This is a genomic window from Nonomuraea guangzhouensis (assembly GCF_019396345.1).
Classification (GTDB): domain Bacteria; phylum Actinomycetota; class Actinomycetes; order Streptosporangiales; family Streptosporangiaceae; genus Nonomuraea; species Nonomuraea guangzhouensis.
Genome location: NZ_JAHKRM010000012.1, coordinates 305,965 through 326,256 on the forward strand (window position 1 = coordinate 305,965; position 20,292 = coordinate 326,256).

Annotated in this window: 20 protein-coding genes; 14 read left to right on the forward strand and 6 right to left on the reverse strand. The window is 66.6% G+C overall.

Annotation, left to right across the window (positions count from 1 at the left end):
- The first annotated feature begins 1 nt into the window (after nt 1).
- The 11 genes from KME78_RS26065 (at nt 2) to KME78_RS26115 (ending at nt 12,083) form a co-directional block, all read left to right on the forward strand.
- On the forward strand, nt 2–964 hold the full coding sequence (locus tag KME78_RS26065; protein ID WP_308127138.1) for a carbohydrate ABC transporter permease: 963 nt from the start codon (nt 2–4) through the stop codon (nt 962–964).
- Nucleotides 961–1,872, forward strand: a complete 912-nt coding sequence (locus KME78_RS26070; protein ID WP_246651856.1) for a carbohydrate ABC transporter permease — start codon at nt 961–963, stop codon at nt 1,870–1,872. Before KME78_RS26065 ends, KME78_RS26070 begins: the two co-directional genes overlap by 4 nt.
- 16 nt (nt 1,873–1,888) lie before the next feature.
- On the forward strand, nt 1,889–3,814 hold the full coding sequence (locus KME78_RS26075) for a glycoside hydrolase family 127 protein (RefSeq protein ID WP_219531958.1): 1,926 nt from the start codon (nt 1,889–1,891) through the stop codon (nt 3,812–3,814).
- Entirely contained in the window at nt 3,807–5,495 is a 1,689-nt protein-coding gene (locus KME78_RS26080) for a carbohydrate-binding protein (protein ID WP_219531959.1), read from the forward strand. The genes KME78_RS26075 and KME78_RS26080 overlap by 8 nt, the downstream gene beginning before the upstream one ends.
- 678 nt (nt 5,496–6,173) lie before the next feature.
- Nucleotides 6,174–6,677: a DUF4254 domain-containing protein gene (locus KME78_RS26085; protein WP_219531960.1), complete on the forward strand. Its 504-nt coding sequence runs from the start codon at nt 6,174–6,176 to the stop codon at nt 6,675–6,677.
- A 121-nt stretch (nt 6,678–6,798) separates the two neighbouring features.
- Nucleotides 6,799–7,878 carry a glycosyltransferase family 9 protein gene (locus KME78_RS67305; RefSeq protein WP_219531961.1) on the forward strand — a complete coding sequence of 360 codons (1,080 nt, stop codon included), beginning with the start codon at nt 6,799–6,801 and terminating at the stop codon, nt 7,876–7,878.
- A 36-nt stretch (nt 7,879–7,914) separates the two neighbouring features.
- Nucleotides 7,915–9,075 (forward strand): MFS transporter, encoded by a 1,161-nt coding sequence (locus KME78_RS26095; RefSeq protein WP_219531962.1) that lies wholly within the window; start codon nt 7,915–7,917, stop codon nt 9,073–9,075.
- Between the two features lie 239 nt (nt 9,076–9,314).
- A complete protein-coding gene (gene moaA / locus KME78_RS26100) occupies nt 9,315–10,319 on the forward strand; it encodes a GTP 3',8-cyclase MoaA (RefSeq protein WP_219531963.1) in 1,005 nt (334 codons plus the stop codon).
- Nucleotides 10,320–10,495: 176 nt separating this feature from the next.
- Entirely contained in the window at nt 10,496–11,173 is a 678-nt protein-coding gene (locus KME78_RS26105) for an HAD family hydrolase (RefSeq protein ID WP_219531964.1), read from the forward strand.
- A gap of 71 nt (nt 11,174–11,244) precedes the next feature.
- Nucleotides 11,245–11,433: a hypothetical protein gene (locus KME78_RS26110; protein ID WP_219531965.1), complete on the forward strand. Its 189-nt coding sequence runs from the start codon at nt 11,245–11,247 to the stop codon at nt 11,431–11,433.
- A 200-nt stretch (nt 11,434–11,633) separates the two neighbouring features.
- Nucleotides 11,634–12,083, forward strand: coding sequence for a molybdenum cofactor biosynthesis protein MoaE (locus tag KME78_RS26115; protein WP_219531966.1), 450 nt, complete (start codon nt 11,634–11,636; stop codon nt 12,081–12,083).
- A gap of 22 nt (nt 12,084–12,105) precedes the next feature.
- Here the strand turns inward: KME78_RS26115 and KME78_RS26120 are convergent, their stop codons facing one another.
- From KME78_RS26120 to moaC, 3 genes are all read right to left on the reverse strand, one after another.
- Nucleotides 12,106–12,960, reverse strand: a complete 855-nt coding sequence (locus KME78_RS26120; protein ID WP_219531967.1) for a sulfurtransferase — start codon at nt 12,958–12,960, stop codon at nt 12,106–12,108.
- 185 nt (nt 12,961–13,145) lie between these two features.
- The gene (gene moaD, locus KME78_RS26125; RefSeq protein WP_219531968.1) at nt 13,146–13,394 is read right to left on the reverse strand and encodes a molybdopterin converting factor subunit 1; all 249 of its coding nucleotides are present in this window, start codon (nt 13,392–13,394) and stop codon (nt 13,146–13,148) included.
- 67 nt (nt 13,395–13,461) lie between these two features.
- Entirely contained in the window at nt 13,462–13,983 is a 522-nt protein-coding gene (gene moaC / locus KME78_RS26130) for a cyclic pyranopterin monophosphate synthase MoaC (RefSeq protein ID WP_281428854.1), read from the reverse strand.
- 1,190 nt (nt 13,984–15,173) lie between these two features.
- Between moaC and KME78_RS26135 the strand changes: the two genes are divergently transcribed.
- A complete protein-coding gene (locus tag KME78_RS26135) occupies nt 15,174–15,563 on the forward strand; it encodes a VOC family protein (protein ID WP_246651858.1) in 390 nt (129 codons plus the stop codon).
- 103 nt (nt 15,564–15,666) lie between these two features.
- The gene (locus KME78_RS26140; protein WP_219531969.1) at nt 15,667–18,060 is read left to right on the forward strand and encodes an ATP-binding cassette domain-containing protein; all 2,394 of its coding nucleotides are present in this window, start codon (nt 15,667–15,669) and stop codon (nt 18,058–18,060) included.
- Here KME78_RS26140 and KME78_RS26145 read toward each other — a convergent pair.
- The gene (locus KME78_RS26145; RefSeq protein ID WP_219531970.1) at nt 18,045–18,479 is read right to left on the reverse strand and encodes a VOC family protein; all 435 of its coding nucleotides are present in this window, start codon (nt 18,477–18,479) and stop codon (nt 18,045–18,047) included. The two genes, KME78_RS26140 and KME78_RS26145, sit on opposite strands and share 16 nt — an antisense overlap.
- Nucleotides 18,480–18,484: 5 nt before the next feature.
- Nucleotides 18,485–18,865 (reverse strand): helix-turn-helix transcriptional regulator, encoded by a 381-nt coding sequence (locus KME78_RS26150; protein WP_246651909.1) that lies wholly within the window; start codon nt 18,863–18,865, stop codon nt 18,485–18,487.
- Between the two features lie 141 nt (nt 18,866–19,006).
- Between KME78_RS26150 and KME78_RS26155 the strand changes: the two genes are divergently transcribed.
- The gene (locus tag KME78_RS26155) at nt 19,007–19,786 is read left to right on the forward strand and encodes a protein phosphatase 2C domain-containing protein (protein ID WP_246651910.1); all 780 of its coding nucleotides are present in this window, start codon (nt 19,007–19,009) and stop codon (nt 19,784–19,786) included.
- On the opposite strand, the gene KME78_RS26160 is transcribed toward KME78_RS26155, so the two are convergent.
- Complete coding sequence (locus KME78_RS26160) at nt 19,783–20,262, reverse strand: MarR family winged helix-turn-helix transcriptional regulator (RefSeq protein ID WP_219531973.1); 480 nt, start codon at nt 20,260–20,262, stop codon at nt 19,783–19,785. The two genes, KME78_RS26155 and KME78_RS26160, sit on opposite strands and share 4 nt — an antisense overlap.
- Nucleotides 20,263–20,292 lie beyond the last annotated feature (30 nt).

The following is a 20,292-nucleotide window of genomic DNA, read 5'->3' on the forward strand; positions in this document are numbered from 1 at the left end:
CGTGCTGACCAGGACCCGCACCCAGGAGGTGGCGGCCTTCGACGACAGCGTGGTGAGCCGGGCGGCGGCGGGCTTCACCGCCCGGCGCCGCTCGCGGCAGTGGACCGCCTTCGCCTTCCTCGCGCCGCTCGTCGTCTACCTGGCCGTCTTCTACGCCTATCCGCTGTATCGCAACATCGACCTCAGCGTGCACGACTACACGCCGCGCGCCTTCGTGCGGGGCGACCCGGAGTTCACCGGGCTGGACAACTACCTCGACGTCGTCTCCGACGACACGTTCCTGGCGGCCCTGCGTAACACGGCCCTGTTCACCCTGGGGTCCATCGCCGTCCAGTACGCCCTCGGCCTGGCCCTCGCGGTCTTCTTCCACCGCAACTTCCGCCTGTCCGTGGTGCTGCGGGCGATGTTCCTCGTGCCGTGGCTGCTGCCGCTGATCGTCTCCGCCTCGACCTGGTCGTGGATGCTCAACAGCGACAATGGCATCGTCAACACGGTCCTCCAGGCGTTCGGGATCGGCCAGATCAACTGGCTGACGTCCCCCGACACCTCGCTGCTGTCCGTCACGGTCGCCAACATCTGGCTTGGGATCCCCTTCAACCTGGTGATCCTCTACGCCGGGCTGCAGAACATCCCGGCCGACCTGTACGAGGCCGCCGGCCTGGACGGGGCGAACGCGTGGCAGCGGTTCTGGCGCATCACCTTCCCTCTGCTGCGCCCGGTGTCGGCGATCACCCTGCTGCTCGGGCTGATCTACACGCTCAAGGTCGTCGACATCATCTGGATCATGACGAAGGGCGGGCCGGCGGACGCGTCCACGACGCTGGCGATCTGGTCCTACCGAGAGGCGTTCGGCACCGGCCAGCCCGACTTCTCCCCGGCGGCGGCTGTCGGCAACCTGCTCATCCTCATCGCGTTCACCGCCGGACTCGTGCACGTGCGCCTGCAGCGCAAGGAGGAAACATGAAAACAGCGAGGGAGCGCCGTCGCCTGGAGGAGGAGCGCCGGGAGCGAAGCGACCAGAGCGACGGGGGAAGGCGGCGGCATCCAGGCGACCGAGCCGCCGAACGGAGTAAGGCCATGAGCATGCTCGGTGTCGTGCTGGTGGCGGTGATGCTCTTCCCGGTCTACTGGATGTTCAACGTCTCGCTCACCAAGACGGGCGACATGCGGGCCGATCCGCCCCATTGGTTCCCCTGGAACCCCACGTTCGAGGGTTACACCGCGGCGCTCGGCCAGCAGTTGCCCGCCCTCGCCACCAGCCTCTTCATCGGCCTCGGCACCGTCGCGCTCACGCTGGTCGTAGCCCTGCCCGCAGGTTACTCGCTGGCGAAACTGCGGCCGCGCGGCGCCCGCGGGCTCGACTTCGTGCTGCTCGTCGCGCAGATGATCCCGGCCGTCGTCATGGCCATGGGCTTCTACACGATCTACATCAAGCTCGGGATGCTGAACACCGTGGGGGGCCTGATCGTCGCCGACTCGACGCTGGCCGTGCCGTTCGCGGTGCTGCTGTTCCGGGCGTTCATGGCGAGCATCCCGCGCGAGCTCATGGCCGCGGCCCAGATCGACGGGGCGAGCACCTGGCGGACGTTCCAGTCCATCATCCTGCCGCTGAGCCGCAACTCGGTGATCACGGTCTCGCTCTTCTCCTTCCTGTGGGCCTGGTCGGACTTCATCTTCGCCTCGACCCTCAACCGCAACAGCGACACCATCCCGATCACCCTCGGCATCTACCGGTACATCGGCAACAACACCACGCAGTGGAACTCGATCATGGCGACTGCCGTGATCGCGTCCATCCCGGCGGCCTTCCTGCTGGTCCTCGCGCAGCGCTACATCGCCGCCGGGGTCACCGCGGGGGCCGTCAAAGACTGATCGAAAGGCTCACGACATGACCGAAGGCACGCCGGACGGCGTCTGTCCCGTGCTGCCGTCCCACGGCCGGGTACGCCCCGTCGCGCAGGCCGCCATCACCGGCGGCTTCTGGGCCACCCGCCAGGCCGTCAACGCCACGGCGACGCTCGCCCACTGCGAATCGTGGATGGAGCGCCTGGGCTGGCTGGCGAACTTCGATCGGGTCGCCGACGGGACGACCGCGCCCGACCGGCCCGGCTGGCCGTTCTCCGACTCGGAGGTCTACAAGCTCCTGGAGGCTCTGGCCTGGGAGACGGGCCGTACCGGCGATCCCGAGGCGGAGGTCGCGATCAAGCGGCTCACCGCGCGTGTCGCCCGGGCGCAGGACCCGGACGGATACCTCAACACCTGCTTCGGGCACGGCGAGCAGCGGCCGCGCTACAGCGACCTCGAAGGCGGGCACGAGCTCTACAACCTCGGCCACCTCCTGCAGGCCGCGGTCGCGCGCCTGCGCACGGCGGGGGAGGACGACCTGGTACGGCTCGCGCGCCGGGCCGCCGACCACGTGTGCCGGACCTTCGGCGCGGACGGCCTGCCCAAGATCTGCGGGCACCCGGAGATCGAGGTCGGCCTGGCGGAGTTCGGCCGGGCCCTGGGGGAGGAGCGTTACGTCGAGCAGGCCAGCCTGTTCCTCGACCGCCGCGGGCACGGCACGCTCCGCGACATCCCGCTGGGCCGCGCCTACTTCCAGGACGACCTCCCGATCCGGGAGGCCGAGGTGTGGCGCGGCCACGCGGTCCGCGCGCTCTACCTCACCGCCGCGGCGGTGGACGTCGCGGTCGAGCGCGGCGACGACGAGTTGCTGGGCGCCGTGGAACGGCAATGGGAGCGCTCGGTCGCGCGCCGGACGTACATCACGGGCGGCATGGGCTCGCGTCACCAGGACGAGGGGTTCGGCGAGGACTGGGAGCTGCCGCCGGACCGGGCGTACTGCGAGACGTGCGCGGGGGTCGCCTCGATCATGGTCTCGTGGCGGCTCTACCTGGCCACCGCCGACGTCCGCTACACCGACCTGATCGAGCGCACGCTCTACAACATCATCGCGACCTCCCCGAGCCCCGACGGCCGGGCCTTCTTCTACGCCAACCCCCTGCACCAGCGGGCGCCGGGCAGGCCGGCCGACGGGACCGAGGTGAGCCCGCGCGCCGAGGGGGGCAGCCGGGCCGCCTGGTTCGACGTCTCCTGCTGCCCCACCAACGTCGCGCGGACGCTGGCCGGCCTCGGCGGCTACCTCGCCACCGCCGACGGCGACGGCCTCCAGATCCACCAGTACGCGCCGTGCACCATCAGCACCGAGCTGCCGGACGGCAGGCGGGTGGCCGTGGACGTCGAGACCGGCTACCCCGAGACCGGGACCGTCCGCGTCCGGATAGCGGCCGACGAGCCGTCACCCTGGACGCTCGCGCTGCGGGTTCCGGCATGGGCGGCCGGAGCCACGCTGATCACCGACGCGGTGGCCCGGCCCGTCGAGCCCGGCATGGTCGAGGTACGGCGCGTCTTCCGCGCGGGCGACGTCATCACCCTCGAACTGCCGATGGCGCCACGCGTCACCTGGCCGGACCCCCGCATCGACGCCGTACGCGGCTGCGTCGCCGTCGAGCGCGGCCCGGAGGTCCTGTGCGTCGAGTCCCGCGACCTCCCGCACGCCGACGCGCTCGACGCCCTGGTGATCGACCCCCTGTCCGGCCCGCGTACCGACGCCGGCGGCGTCCGGGTCCGCGGCCGGCTGCCCCGACACCCCGACAGGCCCTGGCCCTACCCCTCCGCCACTGATTCCGTCGACAACCCCGAATGGTTCGACGTGCCGCTGCGGCCCTACCACTCCTGGGCTCATCGCGGTCCGTCGAGCATGCGCATCTGGTTGCCCGCATCCCTACCCCCCGAAGGAGAGCAACGTGCGTAAACCCCTCTTAGCCGTGATCACCGCGGCCGCGACCCTGGCGACCTTCGCACCCCCGGCCGAGGCGGCGGGCGCGACACTGACCGTCAACGTCGCCCAGCCGTTCCGGCCGGTGACCCACGTCGCCTCGGGCGGCCTGTACGGCCTCGCGGAGAACAGCAGGCCGGCCGACTCCACGCTGTTACCGATCAAGGTGAACTCGCTGACCCAGCCCGCACCCGGCGTGGGCCAGCGCCCCAACGGCCAGCCACCCGGCGGCGACTCCCTGCTGGTGGCGCCGCAGGCCACCCGCGTCGGCGCGGGCGAGTTCATCCGGATGCCCGACATCTACCCGGACTTCCCCTACCGGTGGGTGAGCTGGAACGACTGGCTGGCCAAGGTGAACACCATGGTCAACGCCCGCCTCTCGGCCACGACGGTCACGAACGTGATCGGCTGGGAGCTCTGGAACGAGCCCGACTGGACCTGGAACACCGCCGCCGCGGGCGCCTTCAACGACGGCTGGGTACGCACCTACCGGGCGGTACGCGCGCTCGACACGCTGACGCCGATCGTCGGCCCCAGCACCGCGACGTACAACCGCTCCTGGATGCAGTCGTTCCTGACCCGGGCCAGGGACACCGGCACGCTGCCCGACGTCATCTGCTGGCACGAACTGGTCAACCCCGACCGGATCGCCGCCGACCTCGCCGACTACCGGAACCTGGAATCCTCGCTGGGCATCAGCCCGCGCCGCGTCTCCATCAACGAGTACGCCGCCACCAGCGAGGTGGACGTACCCGGCCGGATCGCCAGCTACGTCGCCAAGTTCGAGCGCGGCGGCGTGGAGTCCGCGCACCGGGCCTTCTGGTACGAGTACGGCACCATGAACGGCCTGGTCGTCAACAACAACCAGCCGACCGGCACCTGGTGGCTGTACAAGTGGTACGGCGACATGGCCGGCAGCATGGTCACGACGACGCCGGCCACGCAGACCGGCCTGGACGGATTCGCCTCCTACGACGGCAGCCGCAAGATCGTCAACGTGGTGTTCGGCAACGAGTCGGGCACCAACACCGTCAACCTGACCGGCATCGGCGCGCTGGGCGCGAGCGTCCGCGTCACGCTGCTGTCCACCCCGTCCAGTGGCCGCTTCACCGCCGTGACCGCGCCCACCACGATCTCCACGACGACCCGGACGGTCAGTGGCGGGCAGCTCAGCGTGTCGGTGCCCAACATGTCCGTCAGCAGCGCCTACCAGCTCGTCGTCGAACCGGTCAGTGGCGTGCCCGCCTACCAGCAGCGGTACGAGGCCGAGAACGCCTCGGTCTTCCGCGCCCAGCGGCTGAGCGCCGCCGGCGCGTCGGGCGGCGGCTACGTGGGCCGGATCGACAACTCGGGCACGCCGCGTACCGACAGCTACGTCGACTTCGTGGTGAACGTGCCGGCCGCCCGCGCGTACACGATGACCATCGGCTACGCCAACGCCACCGGCGCCACCGCCACCCAGGGCCTGGCGTACAACGGCGGAGCCTGGAGCACGGTCAGCTACCCGCCCACCCCGGCCTGGGGCCAGTTCGGCGCCACGATCGCCACCTCCGTCACGCTCGCGGCCGGTTACAACGTGATCCGCCTGGCCAAGGGCTCTCCGCACTTCGCGGGCGGCACCGGATACGCCGAACTGGACTACATCCAGCTCACCTGACGGCGTTCTCAGCCGTCGACGACGGTGAGGCTGGTCGCGTCGTAGCGGGTGCCGGGGATCGTCGCCACGTCGCCCCGATGTCGAGCGCGGCCCGGAGATCCTTTGCGTCGAGTCCCGCGACCTCCCGCAGGTCGGCGGGCTCGACGCTCTGGCGATCGACCCCCTGTTCGACGTGCCGCCCCGGCCCTACCACTCCTGGGTTCATCGCGGCCGTGAGCTGACCGACCGGGCCTGGCAGCGGATAGAGCCGTTACCGCCCACCGTCCTCCCGCCTTCGACGACCGCAACCTGGTCGAGCGGTGTTTCGCCAAACTCGGGCAATGGCCGGCCATCGCCACCCACAGAGATCCGCCGACCGTCGCAGGGGCCGTTACCCGATCTCCGTCACGACCACGAACCGTAGCCGATCTCTGCGCGTGCCGGAGGGGTGCTGATGTCGTTGGGCAGCGATCTTGGCAGGCATGGGCACAGCCCGTCAACCCACGCTGTCACGACCGGCCGCCAAGGGTCCGGACCTGTTGATCACAATCTTTTGAATCTTGACGCGTGAGTGATCGACTCGGTGCTATAACGGCCTGACGCGCACGAATGCTCGGATTTGCACGAAAAGCGGGCCGCCGATGAAAGGGGGCGCGGGCATTGACGACGTCGAGTCCTGCGGGCACGCAGCCTGGTCTTGTGTCCGACGATGGGATCCCGCAGTCTGCTGAACTGCTTGTCTGCTTTGATCGCGGGGATGCCGGTGATGGGGTGATGACCGGTATCGCATGCCGGCTGAGGTGGCATCACGACGAGCAGTGGCAGGCCGAGGATCAGTCCCGGGACGCGGCCGACGACGACGAGGTGCTCGCCAAGATCAAACGGCACATCGACACCATGAATCTGACGCGCAGCCGGTTGGTCGATGAGCTGGACGCTTGGCTGACGGAGTGCCTTTCGCAGAACCTGTCAGCGCCGCTGCACACCGAAACCCTGGGCTCCGTGGTGGATCGGCTGTCCATTGCCTGGGTCCGTGCGGATCGGCTGGGGAGGCGAGAGGATGGCGGATCGCGGAGCCAACACGCCGCACGACAGCTTGAGGAGCTCGCCCACGCATACGACGTTCTCGTGAGTGAGATCCGCGCGGGTTCTCGGCGGGTTCCCGATTGGCGAGCGCTGAAGTCCTATGGGGAGCGTTCTTGACGTGAACTTCGACGGTTGGCGCGTTCGGGACACGCAGTGCCTGCGTGGGGGGCCGCTTCGCGTTCCGCCCGGTGATCTCCCCGTGGGATGCCGCCTTCCCTATCGCCGTGCTGTGGGCGAGGTGCCTCCTGGCCCTTCCGAACTACTGGATCGGGTGCTGGCGGACGGCTGGCGGGTGGAGTTCCTCACCAGGTCGGAGATCCCCAGTGGGCCTCCTACCGAGCCGATCCGGCTTGGTGACTTCCTGCTGTCCATGGTCGTCGTTCGTGCATTGCGGGAGGCAGCCGAGATCGTTGGTGTGGAGGTCCCGCCGATGTCCTACACGGGCAACCGCGGCCGGCTGATGCGCCGGTGTGAAATCCCGGTGACGGTCGAGGAGGATGCTCCGGGCTGTATGGTCGCCGCGAAGGGGCGAGATCCGATAAGGATCGAGGTACGTCCCGTGCGGCCGCCACGCTGGGTTGGTTTTCCCCGTCATGCGGATCGCATGACCGTGGCGATGCCGATCTGGCATGACCCGTGCGGTGACCTCGTGGACGTCCACGCGACCATGCCGCTCCGTCTCTATCTCCAGATGGAGCAGGATCTTGGCGTACGCCTCCCCGGCAGCGGAGACATTGTGCCGCGCTACCGATCCGAGGTCGTCGAGCCCGATGCGGGGCATGTCGTCTTCGTCGGCACGACGAGCAGTCCTACCGGCAAGGACTACGGAGTCGATGGATTCGCCGACGTGGCGCGTCACCTTCTCCGGCGGACGGGGCTTGATCTGCGCTTCACCCTGCTGACCAACGATCCGGACCTGCCTCCGGTGCCGATCGCGCCGGGCGTCCGCATGCGAGTGGTCTGTGGAATGGACGCGGCGGACTGCGTGGACTTGTTCGGCTCAGCGGAGCTGGTGATCGGCAATGACACGGGCCTTACTCACCTCGCCGCTCTGTCGGTGCGTCCAGGAGGTGGCGGTCCACACGTGGTCGGGCTCTACAACATCTTCAGCCCGTTGAAGTGGAACACCGGCTCGCCTCGCCACCACAGCGTGTCCACGCCGCTCGCCCAGATGCTCGCGCTCGCTGACATCGACATCTACATCAACCAGTCGGGCTTCTACATCGACCCCTCGCTCTGGGCCGAAGGGGCGGAACTCTCGACCGCACCCGCGCACATCGTGGCGGAGTTCGCGGCGAACTGCGTCGGCTGGATGTAGAGGATGGTCCTGTCTGCGCCGCTTCGTGGCCTCGCCATGGCATTGGTCCTGCGGAATCTCGCCCTCGGACTGGTCAACGTCTTCCTGCCGTTGCTGTTGCTCGAGCGGGGCGCGCAGTTGTGGCACATCTGCTTGTTCTACATCGGCTACGCCTTGTGCAAGCTCCTCATCAACTACCCCAGCATCGTCCTGGTGGAACGGCGCCATCCAGGTTTTGGCCTGGGGGTGGCACTGCTGGCCTCTGCGGTCTATCTGATGCTTCTTGAGGCTTACGTCAGTGGTGCCGGAGACTGGCTGATTGTCCTGGCGCCGGCGGCCCTCGCCTGGATGAACGCCTTCTTGTGGAACTCCCAGCACATTCACATCTCACGGGCGCTGGACGTCGCACGGCGTGGCCGTGACATGGCGCTGCTGAATACGTTCACCCACCTGGCGCTCCTGGCCGCCCCGCTGATCGGCGGGATCCTGATCGCCCTCGTCGGACAGCAGGCGCTCCTGTACGCAGCCATCGGGATCATCGTTGTGGCGGCGTTCCCAGCAAGATCAGCTCGACACCTCCCCAGGTTCCCCGTACCCAGCCTCGGGGACCGCCGCCCCGCGCCGACCCGCGATCTCCTGGCCAACCTCTCCTTCAACGCGCACAACATGGTCCATTTCCTCGTGTGGCCGGTCTACCTCGCCGTCGTCATCGGCGAGTTCGCCACCATCGGCATCCTCACCGCGGCGGCCGAGGCGGTCGGCCTCATGCTGCTGATGGTCGCCGGCAAGCGCGGAGACCGAGGCGCGACGCGGCGCGTCCTGGTCGAAGGCACAGCGGCGACCACGGTCTTACACATCGCACGACTCGCGGCCGTAACCACTCCTGCGGCGATCGTCCTCATCGGCGGAGCGGCGGCGGCGGCCATCGGCTACCAGCAGATCCCCTGGGTGAGCACCTACTACGCACACGCCCGGCGACGCGGCGCGGGCTACGTGCTCTGGATGGAAATGGCCGGTGACATTGGGTATGTGCTGGCCTGGTCGGCACTCCTGGTCATCGCACTGGTGTCGGCCACCCCGCAGGCCTTCTTCGCCATGGCGTTCCTGCTGGCCGCATTCTTCACCCTGGGATGCCTGCTCCTCGGCAAGGAACACAAAGAGGATGTCCCAGGCAGTGTCCACAGTCCGAAGGGTCCCATGGCGACGAGCAGGACATAAACGGAGGTCATTAATGACCCTGCCATGACAGGCAGGCCTTTCGGCCGACCCAAGATCAAGCCTTGACGACAGACCCTTTTCTACCTATTGTTTCGCCCAGAATAGCAAGATCGATCCGGTACGAGAATACAGACGCGCCTCTATCCGCGCCCTGTCGGCGCAAACTTCTTGGCCACCTCGTTGAGGTAGATCAGAAAGCGAGGAATCGCTTGCCGAAGCGTGCTCATATAACGGATGCCATGCAGCGGCCACTCGGCCAGCTTCGACTCTCGGTCACTGACAGATGCAATCTGAGATGCCAGTATTGTATGCCGGAAGAAGAATATGAGTGGCTTTCGCGGTCGGACATTCTCGACTTCGACGAATACCGGCGCCTGGTCGAGGTGTTCGTCGGGCTGGGCGTCGACAAGGTTCGGCTGACCGGTGGCGAGCCGCTGCTTCGAGCCGATCTGCCGAAGCTGGTGGAGGCCCTCTCCGCCATCCCGGGCGTCGAAGACCTCGCGCTTACGACGAACGGGGTGCTCCTGCGAAAGCACGCCCAGGCGCTGCGCTCCGCCGGTCTCGATCGACTCACCATCAGCCTCGACACCTTGAGTCCAGATCGCTTCGTCAAGCTCTCTCGGCGCACCACCCATTCCAGCGTCTTGGATGGATTCCAGGCCGCGATCGAGGCAGGCTTCACCCAGACCAAGATCGACACCGTGGTTATGCGTGGCACCAACCACGACGAGTTACCACAACTTATCGAATTCGGAAAGAACGTCGGCGCCGAGGTGCGCTTCATCGAATACATGGACGTGGGCGGCGCGACCAACTGGAACCAGGAAATCGTCTTCAGCCGCGCGGAGATGCTCGAGTCCCTGACCGCCACGTACGGAAGCATCAAAGAGGTGCCCAAGCTGGATCGTGCCCCCGCCGATCAGTTCGAGCTTCCGGACGGCACCGTGTTCGGCATTATCTCCTCCACCACCGAGCCTTTCTGCGCTGCCTGCGATCGCAGCCGTTTGACGGCGGACGGCACCTGGTATCGCTGCCTGTACGCCATGGCCGGCACGGACCTGAGGAAACCGCTACGAGAGGGTGCGACGACCGAAGAACTTACGGAGTTGGTGGCGACTATCTGGAGTCGCCGCCGTGACCAGGGTGCCGTGAACCGCCTCAACGAGCAGGAGCGATCAGTGTTCGTCGGCCTTGATCGGCTCAAGAAGGATCCGCGGCTTGAGATGCATACACGCGGCGGCTGAGTCTCGCTCAAGGAGTCATGAATGCCAGAAGAAGCCGATTCCAACCACCTCGACTCGGCGGGGAACGCCCATATGGTCAACGTTACGGAGAAAGCGACGCGACGCCGTCGCATCGGGCGAAGCGGCCACTACACACGGCAAAAGAACTGATACACGAAGGGTCGTGGAGGCGACGGGTGGCATCGACTGACGTGGCCGTCTTCGACCTCGACGGCACACTTGTCCGCGGGGATTCCCTCCGCCAGTTCAACAAATGGCTGCTGCGCCGCGGCCGAGTTCGCCATGTGATCTCGTTCCTGACGAGCCCGATCTTCAACGCCCTCATGGCGATGCGACCGACCCACATGGCGGGCCACACCATGCAACTCTGGTTTGCCACCTTCGGGCTTTCAGAGGACGGCCTCACTACGGCCGCCGAGGAATTCGCCGCACTCCACGCAGGCCCCGACAGCGGGAACCTGATGAGCGCGACTCTCAACCGGCTATCAAAGCATCTGGACGACGGCGATACCGTCATCGTGGCCACAGGCACGCTACGCCCACTGGCCGAGGCTCTCTGCCGCCAGATCGGACTCACAGGGGTGCACGTCCTGGCGTCCACACTCCGCAAACGCGTCGGCGGACACGTCCCGGATCAACACTGCTTCGCGGAGACGAAAGTAGACAGACTCCGGGATGCCGGATTCAGCCTCCCGATCGCGTACGCCTACTCGGACAGTCCGTCCGACATACCCCTCCTGCGAGCTGCACGTCACGGGGTCGTCGTCGATCCAGATCCACGACACATTCGGCGCATCCAGCAGGCCACCGGCCACACATGCGAGGTCCTATGGAATCAAGCCTCAAATCCGTAGGTTTCCCTGGGGGCCCTATACAAGGCTGGGAGTCGTAGTACCTCCAAGAGTTGGGTGATCGAGCCATGAGAATGGTGTTCGATCTGCGCGAGGAGACCGGCGGCAAGGCCGGGACGATCGCCCGGGTGGCCGACCGGCTCGGCGTGCACCGTGAGGTGCCGCACTCATGGGTGCGGCAGACGGAAATCGATGAGGAAAAGCGTTCGGGTGCTACGTCGAGCACGCGCAGCGGATCGCCGAATTGGAGTGGAAGTCCGTGAGCCGCGCCGATCAAACGATATTCTGAAAGCCGCGTCGGCCTATTTTGCCCGAGAACTCGGCCCGAGACCGCCGCGCTAATCGAGTTCGTCGACCTACATGAGGCCAGTAACAGATCTTGGCAAGAGTGCTGCGAGTGCGCAATAATTCTCAAAGTTGGCAAGCTATGGATGCTTCGATCCCTGAACCAGGAGATGCGCATATGTCGACGACACCGTACTGCCTCCTCACGGAGGCGCCGCTGAGCCTCGACGAGGTTATGGGCGCGGTAACCTGGCCCGGCCAAGGCGGCACAGTGGTCTTTGTCGGCTACGTTCGGGACAACAATGAGGGACGATCTGTCACCCGGCTCGAATACGAAGCCTACGGAACGATGGCGCAGAATAGCCTGGTGGATATCGTGGCTCGTTGCGAGGGCACCGCAGAAAATGTCCGGGTGGCAGTGGCGCATCGAACAGGGAGCCTCCAGGTCGGCGAGGTGGTAGTGATCATCGCAGCATCCGCGCCACACCGCGGGGAGGCATTCCACGCTGCTCGGCTCTGCGCTGAGCTTCTGAAGGCTGAGACGCCGATCTGGAAGAAAGAGATCGGGCCTGACGGCGAAGAGTGGATCGGTGCTCCTGACGATCTTTCAGTGACGAGCACCGATTAGCCGGCTGCCCAGAAGTCCTCCTTCAGGCGGGACGGATGCCCCGAGCCACCGGCCGCCCTGGATCCGAGATCCAATGGCTCCATGAGCCCGGATACAGGGCAGCTTTTACCCCTGCCAGCTCCAGCGTCAATATGGTGTGTGTAGCGAGGATGCCAGAACCGCAGTAGGCGCCGACTTCGATACCTGCCCGGCAGAAACCGAGATCTCGAAACTTCCGCTGCAGCTGATCGACCGGCAGGAAGGTTCCGTCGGCTCGTACATTCTCCTCCGCCGGGATGCAGACCGCGCCCGGGATATGACCCCCGGTAAGATCTGATGCTTTTGCTTCACCCTCATATCTTGATCGAGACCTGGCATCGACCAGGGTGCCACTCTCGGCTATTGCGTACGCTGTATCAGCGTCAACAATAGTCATTCCCCCGGGTTGGGATTGGAAGTCGCCCAAGGCTGATTTGTGGCCGTCGCCGATTTCAACAGAGTGGCCGGCCTCGTACCAGGCGGCAAGCCCTCCGTCCAGTACACGCACATCGGAATGGCCAAAGTAGAGCAGCAACCACCAGGCTCTCGACGCGGACGTCGAATCAGCGCCATCGTAAACGATCACGGGATTTTCGGCACGGACTCCATGCCGCCGCATGTCTCCTGCAAAGCGGTCTCCGTCTGGGATCGGCCGACGTCCGTCCGAACTGGGCTGACCGCACAGCTCTCGATCCAGGTCGACGAACACTGCCCCGGGCACGTGCCCTTGCCGGAAAGTAGAGAGACCTTCCGACCCATCGAATCGCCATCGGACATCGAGAAGGGAGAGAGGATGACTGTGATCGAGCAGCGCTTTCAGTTCAGATACCGTAATTAGCGGGTTGCGCCTTGTGTCCATCTACTCCCTTTCGATCGGGCGCCGCGGAGTGGCTTCGGCTCGAAACGTCAATCGTCAGGTGCTTCGGTGATGGGAGATGGCTCATTACGGCTGCGGCATCTCCACGTCTGGTGGCTTCCCAGGCGAAGTCATTCGTATGCTGGAAGCCCGAGAACATCGCCTCTGTGCTTGAGGAAGGCAGCGAACTAGCCGCCGGCCACCGGAGGAATGAGGGCGACATCGTCCCCTTCATTTAGCGCTTCGCTTATTTCTACTATGGACTCGTTAACAGCGATACGGACGTGACTACGAACCTTGTTGAGTCCAGGATGCGCTACGTTGAGCTGCTGCAGGAGATCCGACACGGTCGCTCCGGATTCAAGAGTTACCATCTCGGAACGAACCTTCGTCACCCTGTCGTGAATTGCACCGAAATAGAGGACCCGCACATTCATGGTCAGTCGTCTCCGTACGTTAGGGTTCGCTGTCTTTACCGGATCGTCCGGCGCGCCTGAGAGATGGCTAGGTTGCCTTGGCCGCCCGTCGATAATGGCCGCTTCTGCCGCCGATCTTCTCCTTGAGGTGTATCCGTCCTACCTCCATCTCCTTGTCGACTGCCTTGCACATGTCGTAGACGGTGAGACCAGCGACGGCGACTGCCGTCAATGCTTCCATCTCGACGCCTGTGCGCCCGGTGACACCGACGGTGGCCGTGATGAGTAGTTGATCTTCTCCCGCAGGCTTGAGCTCGACGGCCACGCTCTCGATGCCAAGCGGATGACAGAGTGGGATCAGATCTCCGGTTCGCTTGGCCGCCATGATGCCGGCGACTCGTGCCACGGCGAGGACGTCCCCCTTTGCGGCTTTGCCCGACATGATCAGGGACAGGGTCTCCGGACGCATGGTTACGCAGCCCTCGGCTATGGCGAGCCGGTGAGAGACGGTTTTTTCGGATACATCGACCATGCGGGCGTTTCCGGCCGCATCAATATGGGTCAGGTCAGGCCCTACCGCGGTAGTTGGCTGCTCGTCCGATTCGATCAACGTGAAACTCCCTACTGGGGACGGTTGCTTGCTGATGGACGGAGGCCAGAGGCCTGTCCGCCCCGGGCAGTCAGCGCGGACAACTCGGCCTCGATCGCACCCTCCCCAAGGGGATTACGCGGGTCGGCTCCATTCTTGGCATACAGGCACCTGAACCGAAGCCCATCCGCGGTGGGTCTGCTCCGATCACCGTTGGCACAGAATGGCATCGTGGCCGCCGCTGTGATGCCGAAGATTGCTCCATCCGGCATCAGACAGGGTCCGGCAGTTGCGAGCGGATAAGGGGCTCGCCACCGGTTGTCCGCACCTTGTCTACGCCCCACCGGTAAATACGGCTGCGATTCGAGGTGGCTCGTCAAAGGTCAACAGCCTGTCTTTCTGAAGCCAGTTGTACTCCTCTGGCATGCAGCATTGACATCTGAGATCGCACTTGTCGATGACGGACATCGGGAGCGCGGCCGGCGGTCGCCCAAATGTATCGATGGCCTCTTGGCGAGGAGGGCCCGGCAGGCTGGTCGGTCCCGGTCCAAGCTCTGTGGCGTGCGAGGGACGTACTTCACCTGCCTGATCGGGCACCGGCCAGCCTCCCAAGGTCTGTTTACGGATCATGATCCGCGCCTCGACGGAAGGTTAGGGCATGATCGGGTTCAACGGAAGGGGCGGACTTGACCTGCACTGGAGGCGAGCAGAGCTGCCCAAGGCAGCCACAGAGCCGCTACTAAACGTGCTTCTGATATTGCATTAAGTGATGAGCTGGGTCCCAGTATTTTGAAGGTCAAGCTGACGTGTTTCCGACGATTCCGGCTGCAAAGGAGCTTGTTCTTTATCCTCCAGATTGTTGTAGCGCCGCCAGGGCGCGGCCGCGTTTGACGGCCTTGCCGACGTCGTAGCGGGGCGCCGGTCGGCGATTAGGGATGTCGGGCGGGCGTCCGGGGCCGGGCCTGGCAGGTTCAGGTGCGGCGGCTGGCAGGGCGAGTGCGGGGCGGAGGTTCCGAAACGCGCGCCGGACGCGGGCGGGAGTGAGCCGGCCGGACGGAGTGGGCTTCTCTCATGGGTGTCGCAGGTCCTCGATCAGTCGGCGAGCGAAGCGAAGCCGTCGACGAGGGCAAGGCCGCGGGCACCGGGGATCGGTGCGGACCGGTCAGGAATCGAGAAGCGCGCACCCTCGAGCCGCACCTAGCCTGACCGTCATGGACATCACCACCACGACGTCAGGAGAGATCATGACCGGCTCCACCACCCAGGGAATCAAGACCGTGCTGCACCCCGTCTCCGACCTGGCGGCGGCCAAGAAGGTGTACGCCGCGCTGCTCGGCATCCAGCCACAGGCCGACGGGCCCTACTACGTCGGCTTCGAGGCCGAGGGCCAGCACATCGGGCTGGTGCCGGGCGGTGGGCCGCAGGGCATGAGCTCGCCGGTGGCCTACTGGCACGTACCGGACATCGAGGCGAAGCTGGCCGAGGTGACCGCCGCGGGCGCCACCGTGAAGGAGCCGGCGCACGACGTCGGCGGTGGCCGCCTGGTGGCCACCGTCATCGACCCCGACGGCAACGTCCTCGGGCTGCTCCAGGACCAATGAGCGGCCGCAGCCCCGAAGAACCGGACGTACTGCTCGAAGCTGGTTAGATCGACCCTGACGACGTCGTGACGGCGGCCCCTGCGTTAACAGATATGGAGACACGATGAGCACCACCACGAGGACGGACACGCAGTCGCCTGCGCCGCACATCGCCGACAGTCACGATCTGATCCGCGTACACGGCGCGCGGGTGAACAACCTCAAGGACGTCAGCGTCGAGATCCCCAAGCGCCGGCTGACGGTGTTCACCGGTGTCTCCGGCTCGGGCAAGAGCTCGCTGGTGTTCGGTACGATCGCCGCGGAGTCGCAGCGGCTGATCAACGAGACGTACAGCGCCTTCGTACAGGGCTTCATGCCGACGCTGGCCCGGCCCGAGGTCGACGTGCTCGAAGGGCTGACCACCGCGATCCTCGTCGACCAGGAGCGGATGGGGGCCAACGTCCGCTCCACGGTCGGCACCGCCACCGACGCCAACGCGATGCTGCGCATCCTGTTCAGCCGGCTCGGGCAGCCGCACATCGGCTCGCCCAACGCGTACTCGTTCAACGTCCCCTCGGTGCGGGCCAGCGGCGGGATCACCATCGAGCGCGGCGACGGCAAGACGAAGACCGAGAAGGCGACGTTCAACCGTCTCGGCGGCATGTGCCCGCGCTGCGAAGGCATGGGCTCGGTCACCGACTTCGACCTGACCGCGCTGTACGACGACAGCCTGTCGCTCAACGAGGGCGCGCTCACGATCCCCGGCTACAGCATGGACGGCTGGTACGGCCGCATCTACCGCGGCAGCGGCTTCTTCGACCCGGACAAGCCGCTCCGCAAGTACACCAAGAAGGAACAGCACGACCTCCTCCACAAGGAGCCGACCAAGATCAAGGTCGATGGGATCAACCTGACGTACGAGGGGCTGATCCCGAAGATCCAGAAGTCGATCCTGTCGAAGGACGTCGACGCGCTGCAGCCGCACATCCGCGCCTTCGTGGAGCGGGCGGTGACGTTCACGACCTGCCCCGAGTGCGACGGCACCCGGCTCGCCGAGGCGGCCCGGTCGTCGAAGATCAACGGGATCAACATCGCGGACGCCTGCGCGATGCAGATCAGCGACCTGGCCGAATGGGTCCGCGACCTCGACGAGCCGTCGGTGGCGCCGCTGCTCACGACGCTGCAGCGGACTCTCGGCTCGTTCGTGGAGATCGGCCTTGGCTACCTCTCGCTCGAACGGCCGGCCGGCACGCTGTCCGGCGGCGAGGCGCAGCGCGTCAAGATGATCCGCCACCTCGGCTCCTCGCTCACCGACACGACCTATGTCTTCGACGAGCCCACCGCGGGTCTGCACCCACATGACATCCAGCGGATGAACGACCTGCTGCTGCGGCTGCGGGACAAGGGCAACACGGTGCTCGTCGTGGAGCACAAGCCGGAGACGATCGGGATCGCCGACCACGTCGTCGACCTCGGCCCCGGCGCCGGTACGGCGGGCGGCGCCGTCTGCTTCGAGGGGACCGTCGAGGGGCTGCGGGCCAGCGACACCATCACCGGCCGCCATTTCGACGACCGGGCCGCCGTCAAGAAGACGGTGCGCAAGTCCACCGGCACACTGGACATCCGCGGCGCCAGCGCGAACAACCTGCGGGACGTCGACGTCGACATCCCGCTCGGCGTGCTGGTCGTCGTCACCGGGGTGGCCGGCTCCGGCAAGAGCTCGCTGATCCACGGATCGATCCCCGCCGGCGCGGGTGTGGTGTCGGTCGACCAGGGCGCGATCCGCGGCTCGCGACGGAGCAACCCGGCGACCTACACCGGGCTGCTCGACCCGATCCGCAAGGCGTTCGCGAAGGCCAACGGTGTGAAGCCGGCGCTGTTCAGCGCCAACTCCGAGGGTGCCTGCCCCACCTGCAACGGTGCCGGCGTCATCTTCACCGACCTGGCGATGATGGCCGGCGTGGCCAGCACCTGCGAGGACTGCGAGGGGAAGCGGTTCCAGGCCTCGGTGCTGGACTACCACCTCGGTGGCCGGGACATCAGTGAGGTGCTCGCGATGTCGGTGAGCGAGGCCGCGGAGTTCTTCGGCGCCGGCGAGGCGCGTACGCCGGCCGCGCACACCATCCTCGGCCGGCTGGCCGACGTCGGCCTCGGCTACCTCAGCCTCGGCCAGCCGTTGACCACGCTGTCCGGCGGTGAGCGGCAACGACTCAAGCTGGCCACCCACATGGGCGCCAAGGGCGGCGTCTACGTCCTGGACGAGCCGACCACCGGCCTGCACCTGGCCGACGTCGAGCAGCTGCTCGGCCTGCTCGACCGGCTCGTCGACGCCGGCAAGTCGGTCATCGTCATCGAGCACCACCAGGCGGTCATGGCACACGCCGACTGGATCATCGACCTCGGCCCCGGCGCCGGCCACGACGGCGGCCGGATCGTCTTCGAAGGCACCCCCGCCGACCTCGTCGCCGCCCGCTCCACCCTCACGGGTGAGCACCTCGCGGCTTATGTCGGCAGCTGACCCTGGCAACTTCGGGGCTGGTTGAAGCGCAGCAGGTTGCCGGAGGGGTCGCGGAAGGCGCAGTCGCGGACGCCGTACGGCTGGTCGATCGGCTCCTGCAGCACCTCGGCACCCGCGGCGCTGATGCGTTCGAAGGTGGCGTCGCAGTCGTCGGTCCTGAAGATGACGCCGCGCAGCAGGCCCTTGGCCAGGAGTTCGGCCATGGCCTGCTTGTCGGCGGGGGAGGCGTTCGGGTTCGCGACGGGTGGTTCGAGGACGATGTCCACGTCGGGCTGCGACGGCGCCCCGACGGTCACCCAGCGCATCCCCTCGAACCCGACATCGTTCCGCACCTCGAGGCCGAGAACGTCCCGGTAAAAGGCGAGCGCCTTGTCATGGTCGTCGACCGCGATGAAGCACTGTGAAAGCTTGATGTCCATAAATGTCACGATACGGAGCGGGGGTCAGGCTTCGTTTCTCCGTTCCTGACCGGTCGCGTGTGGATCTTGGCGACGCATGCCGGAATGGCGGCGCCCTCGTCATGGGGACGGGCCCGGTATGCGCTCGGGCTCTCCCCGACCAGCTCGGTGAACCGCGAGCTGAACGACCCCAGCGACGTACATCCGACCGCGAAGCAGACCTCCGTCACCGTCAGGTCACCCCGCCGCAGCAGCGCCTTGGCCCGCTCGATCCGGCGCGTCATCAGGTAGCTGTACGGCGTCTCGCCGAAGGCGGCGCGGAAGCTGCGGGAGAAATGGCCTGGTGACATGAAGGCACCGTGCGCCAGCGCGGGAACGTCGAGCGGCTTCGCGTAGTCGCGGTCCATCCGGTCACGGGCCCGGCGCAGCCGTACGAGGTCCTCCAACGTCACGCGACCAGCATCGCACAGCGCTACCGGCGCGTCGGCGGTGGCTAGAGTTGGGCGCCTTGATCGGCGAGAAGGGGGCGGCAGGACATGCGGGTGACGATGACGAGTGCGGCGGCACGGACCGGCCGGGCGAACGAGGACTTCACCGGCGCCGTACCGACGGCGGCGGTGCTGATCGACGGCGCCGGCATCCCCGGCACCGAATCGATCTGCCGGCACGGCGTGGCCTGGTACGCCAGCCGTCTGGGAAGCGGGCTCTTGTCACTCGCGGGGGACCGCAGCCTTTCGGCTGTGCTCGCCGAAGCCATCGAGCAGGTGACGGACGATCACCGGGACACCTGCGACGTCGCCGACCCCATCAGCCCGTCGGCGACCGTGGCCATGCTGCGCCTGGCCGACGGCCTCATCGAGTATCTGGTGCTCGGCGACTCGTACCTCGTGCTCGACAGGGTGGAGGGGGCGCCGCTCGTCGTCTCCGACCCCCGGGAGGTGATCATCAGCCGGTCGTACGAGCCCGCGCTCGCGGCCGCCGCCGCGGGTAGCGAGGAGTACCGCCGAATCCTGCGAGACCTGCGCGCCAACCGGAACCAGCCGGGCGGCTTCTGGCTGGCCAAGGACGACCCGCGGGCAGCGGACGAGGCGATCACCGGCAGCTGCCCGATCTCCGAACTGACCGGTGCCGTCCTGCTCAGCAATGGAGCCAGCCGCATCGTGGACCGGTTCCGGCTCACCGACTGGCCAGGGGTCATGGCCGTCCTGGCGTCGAGCGGGCCGGCCGAGATCATTCGTCGGGTCCGGGAGGCGGAGGCGCGCCACGCGGTGACGGCGGACGATGCGACGATCGCCCACTGTACGGACCTCGGCGAAGCCGGAAACTAGTCGTCTTCGTCGACGGTCATGGCCGCCTCATAGGCCCGCAGAGTTCGGACGAACATCTGCCGCTCTTCGGGGGCCAGCGGACCCAGCGCCTGCCGCCAGGCATGCGCCCCCCGCGCCAGCCAGCCGTCGATGGACGGGCGTTTGCCGTCGGTGATGCTGATGATGCGCCGACGCCGGTCCGATTCGTCCTCGCGCCGCTCCAGGATGCCCTTGCGGCTCAGCTCGCCGACCATGAGGCTGACGGTGGTCGGGGCGACCTCCAGGCGGGTGGCCAGCTCGTTCACGGTCATCGGGCCGTCGAACAGCAGGTAGGACAGCAGCGACAGGTGCCGCGGCGCCAGCGCGAGCGACTGGAGCTCTTCGGGCACCCGGATCCGCTTCGCCCGCCCGACCATGCGGGGCATGAGCAGCAGCAGCGCCCTGATCGCGTCGTCGACTCCCGGCTCTGGTGCGCCCCGGTTGCCCTCGGTTGACATCGATCACTCTTCCATTTAGCTTTGGAGGCA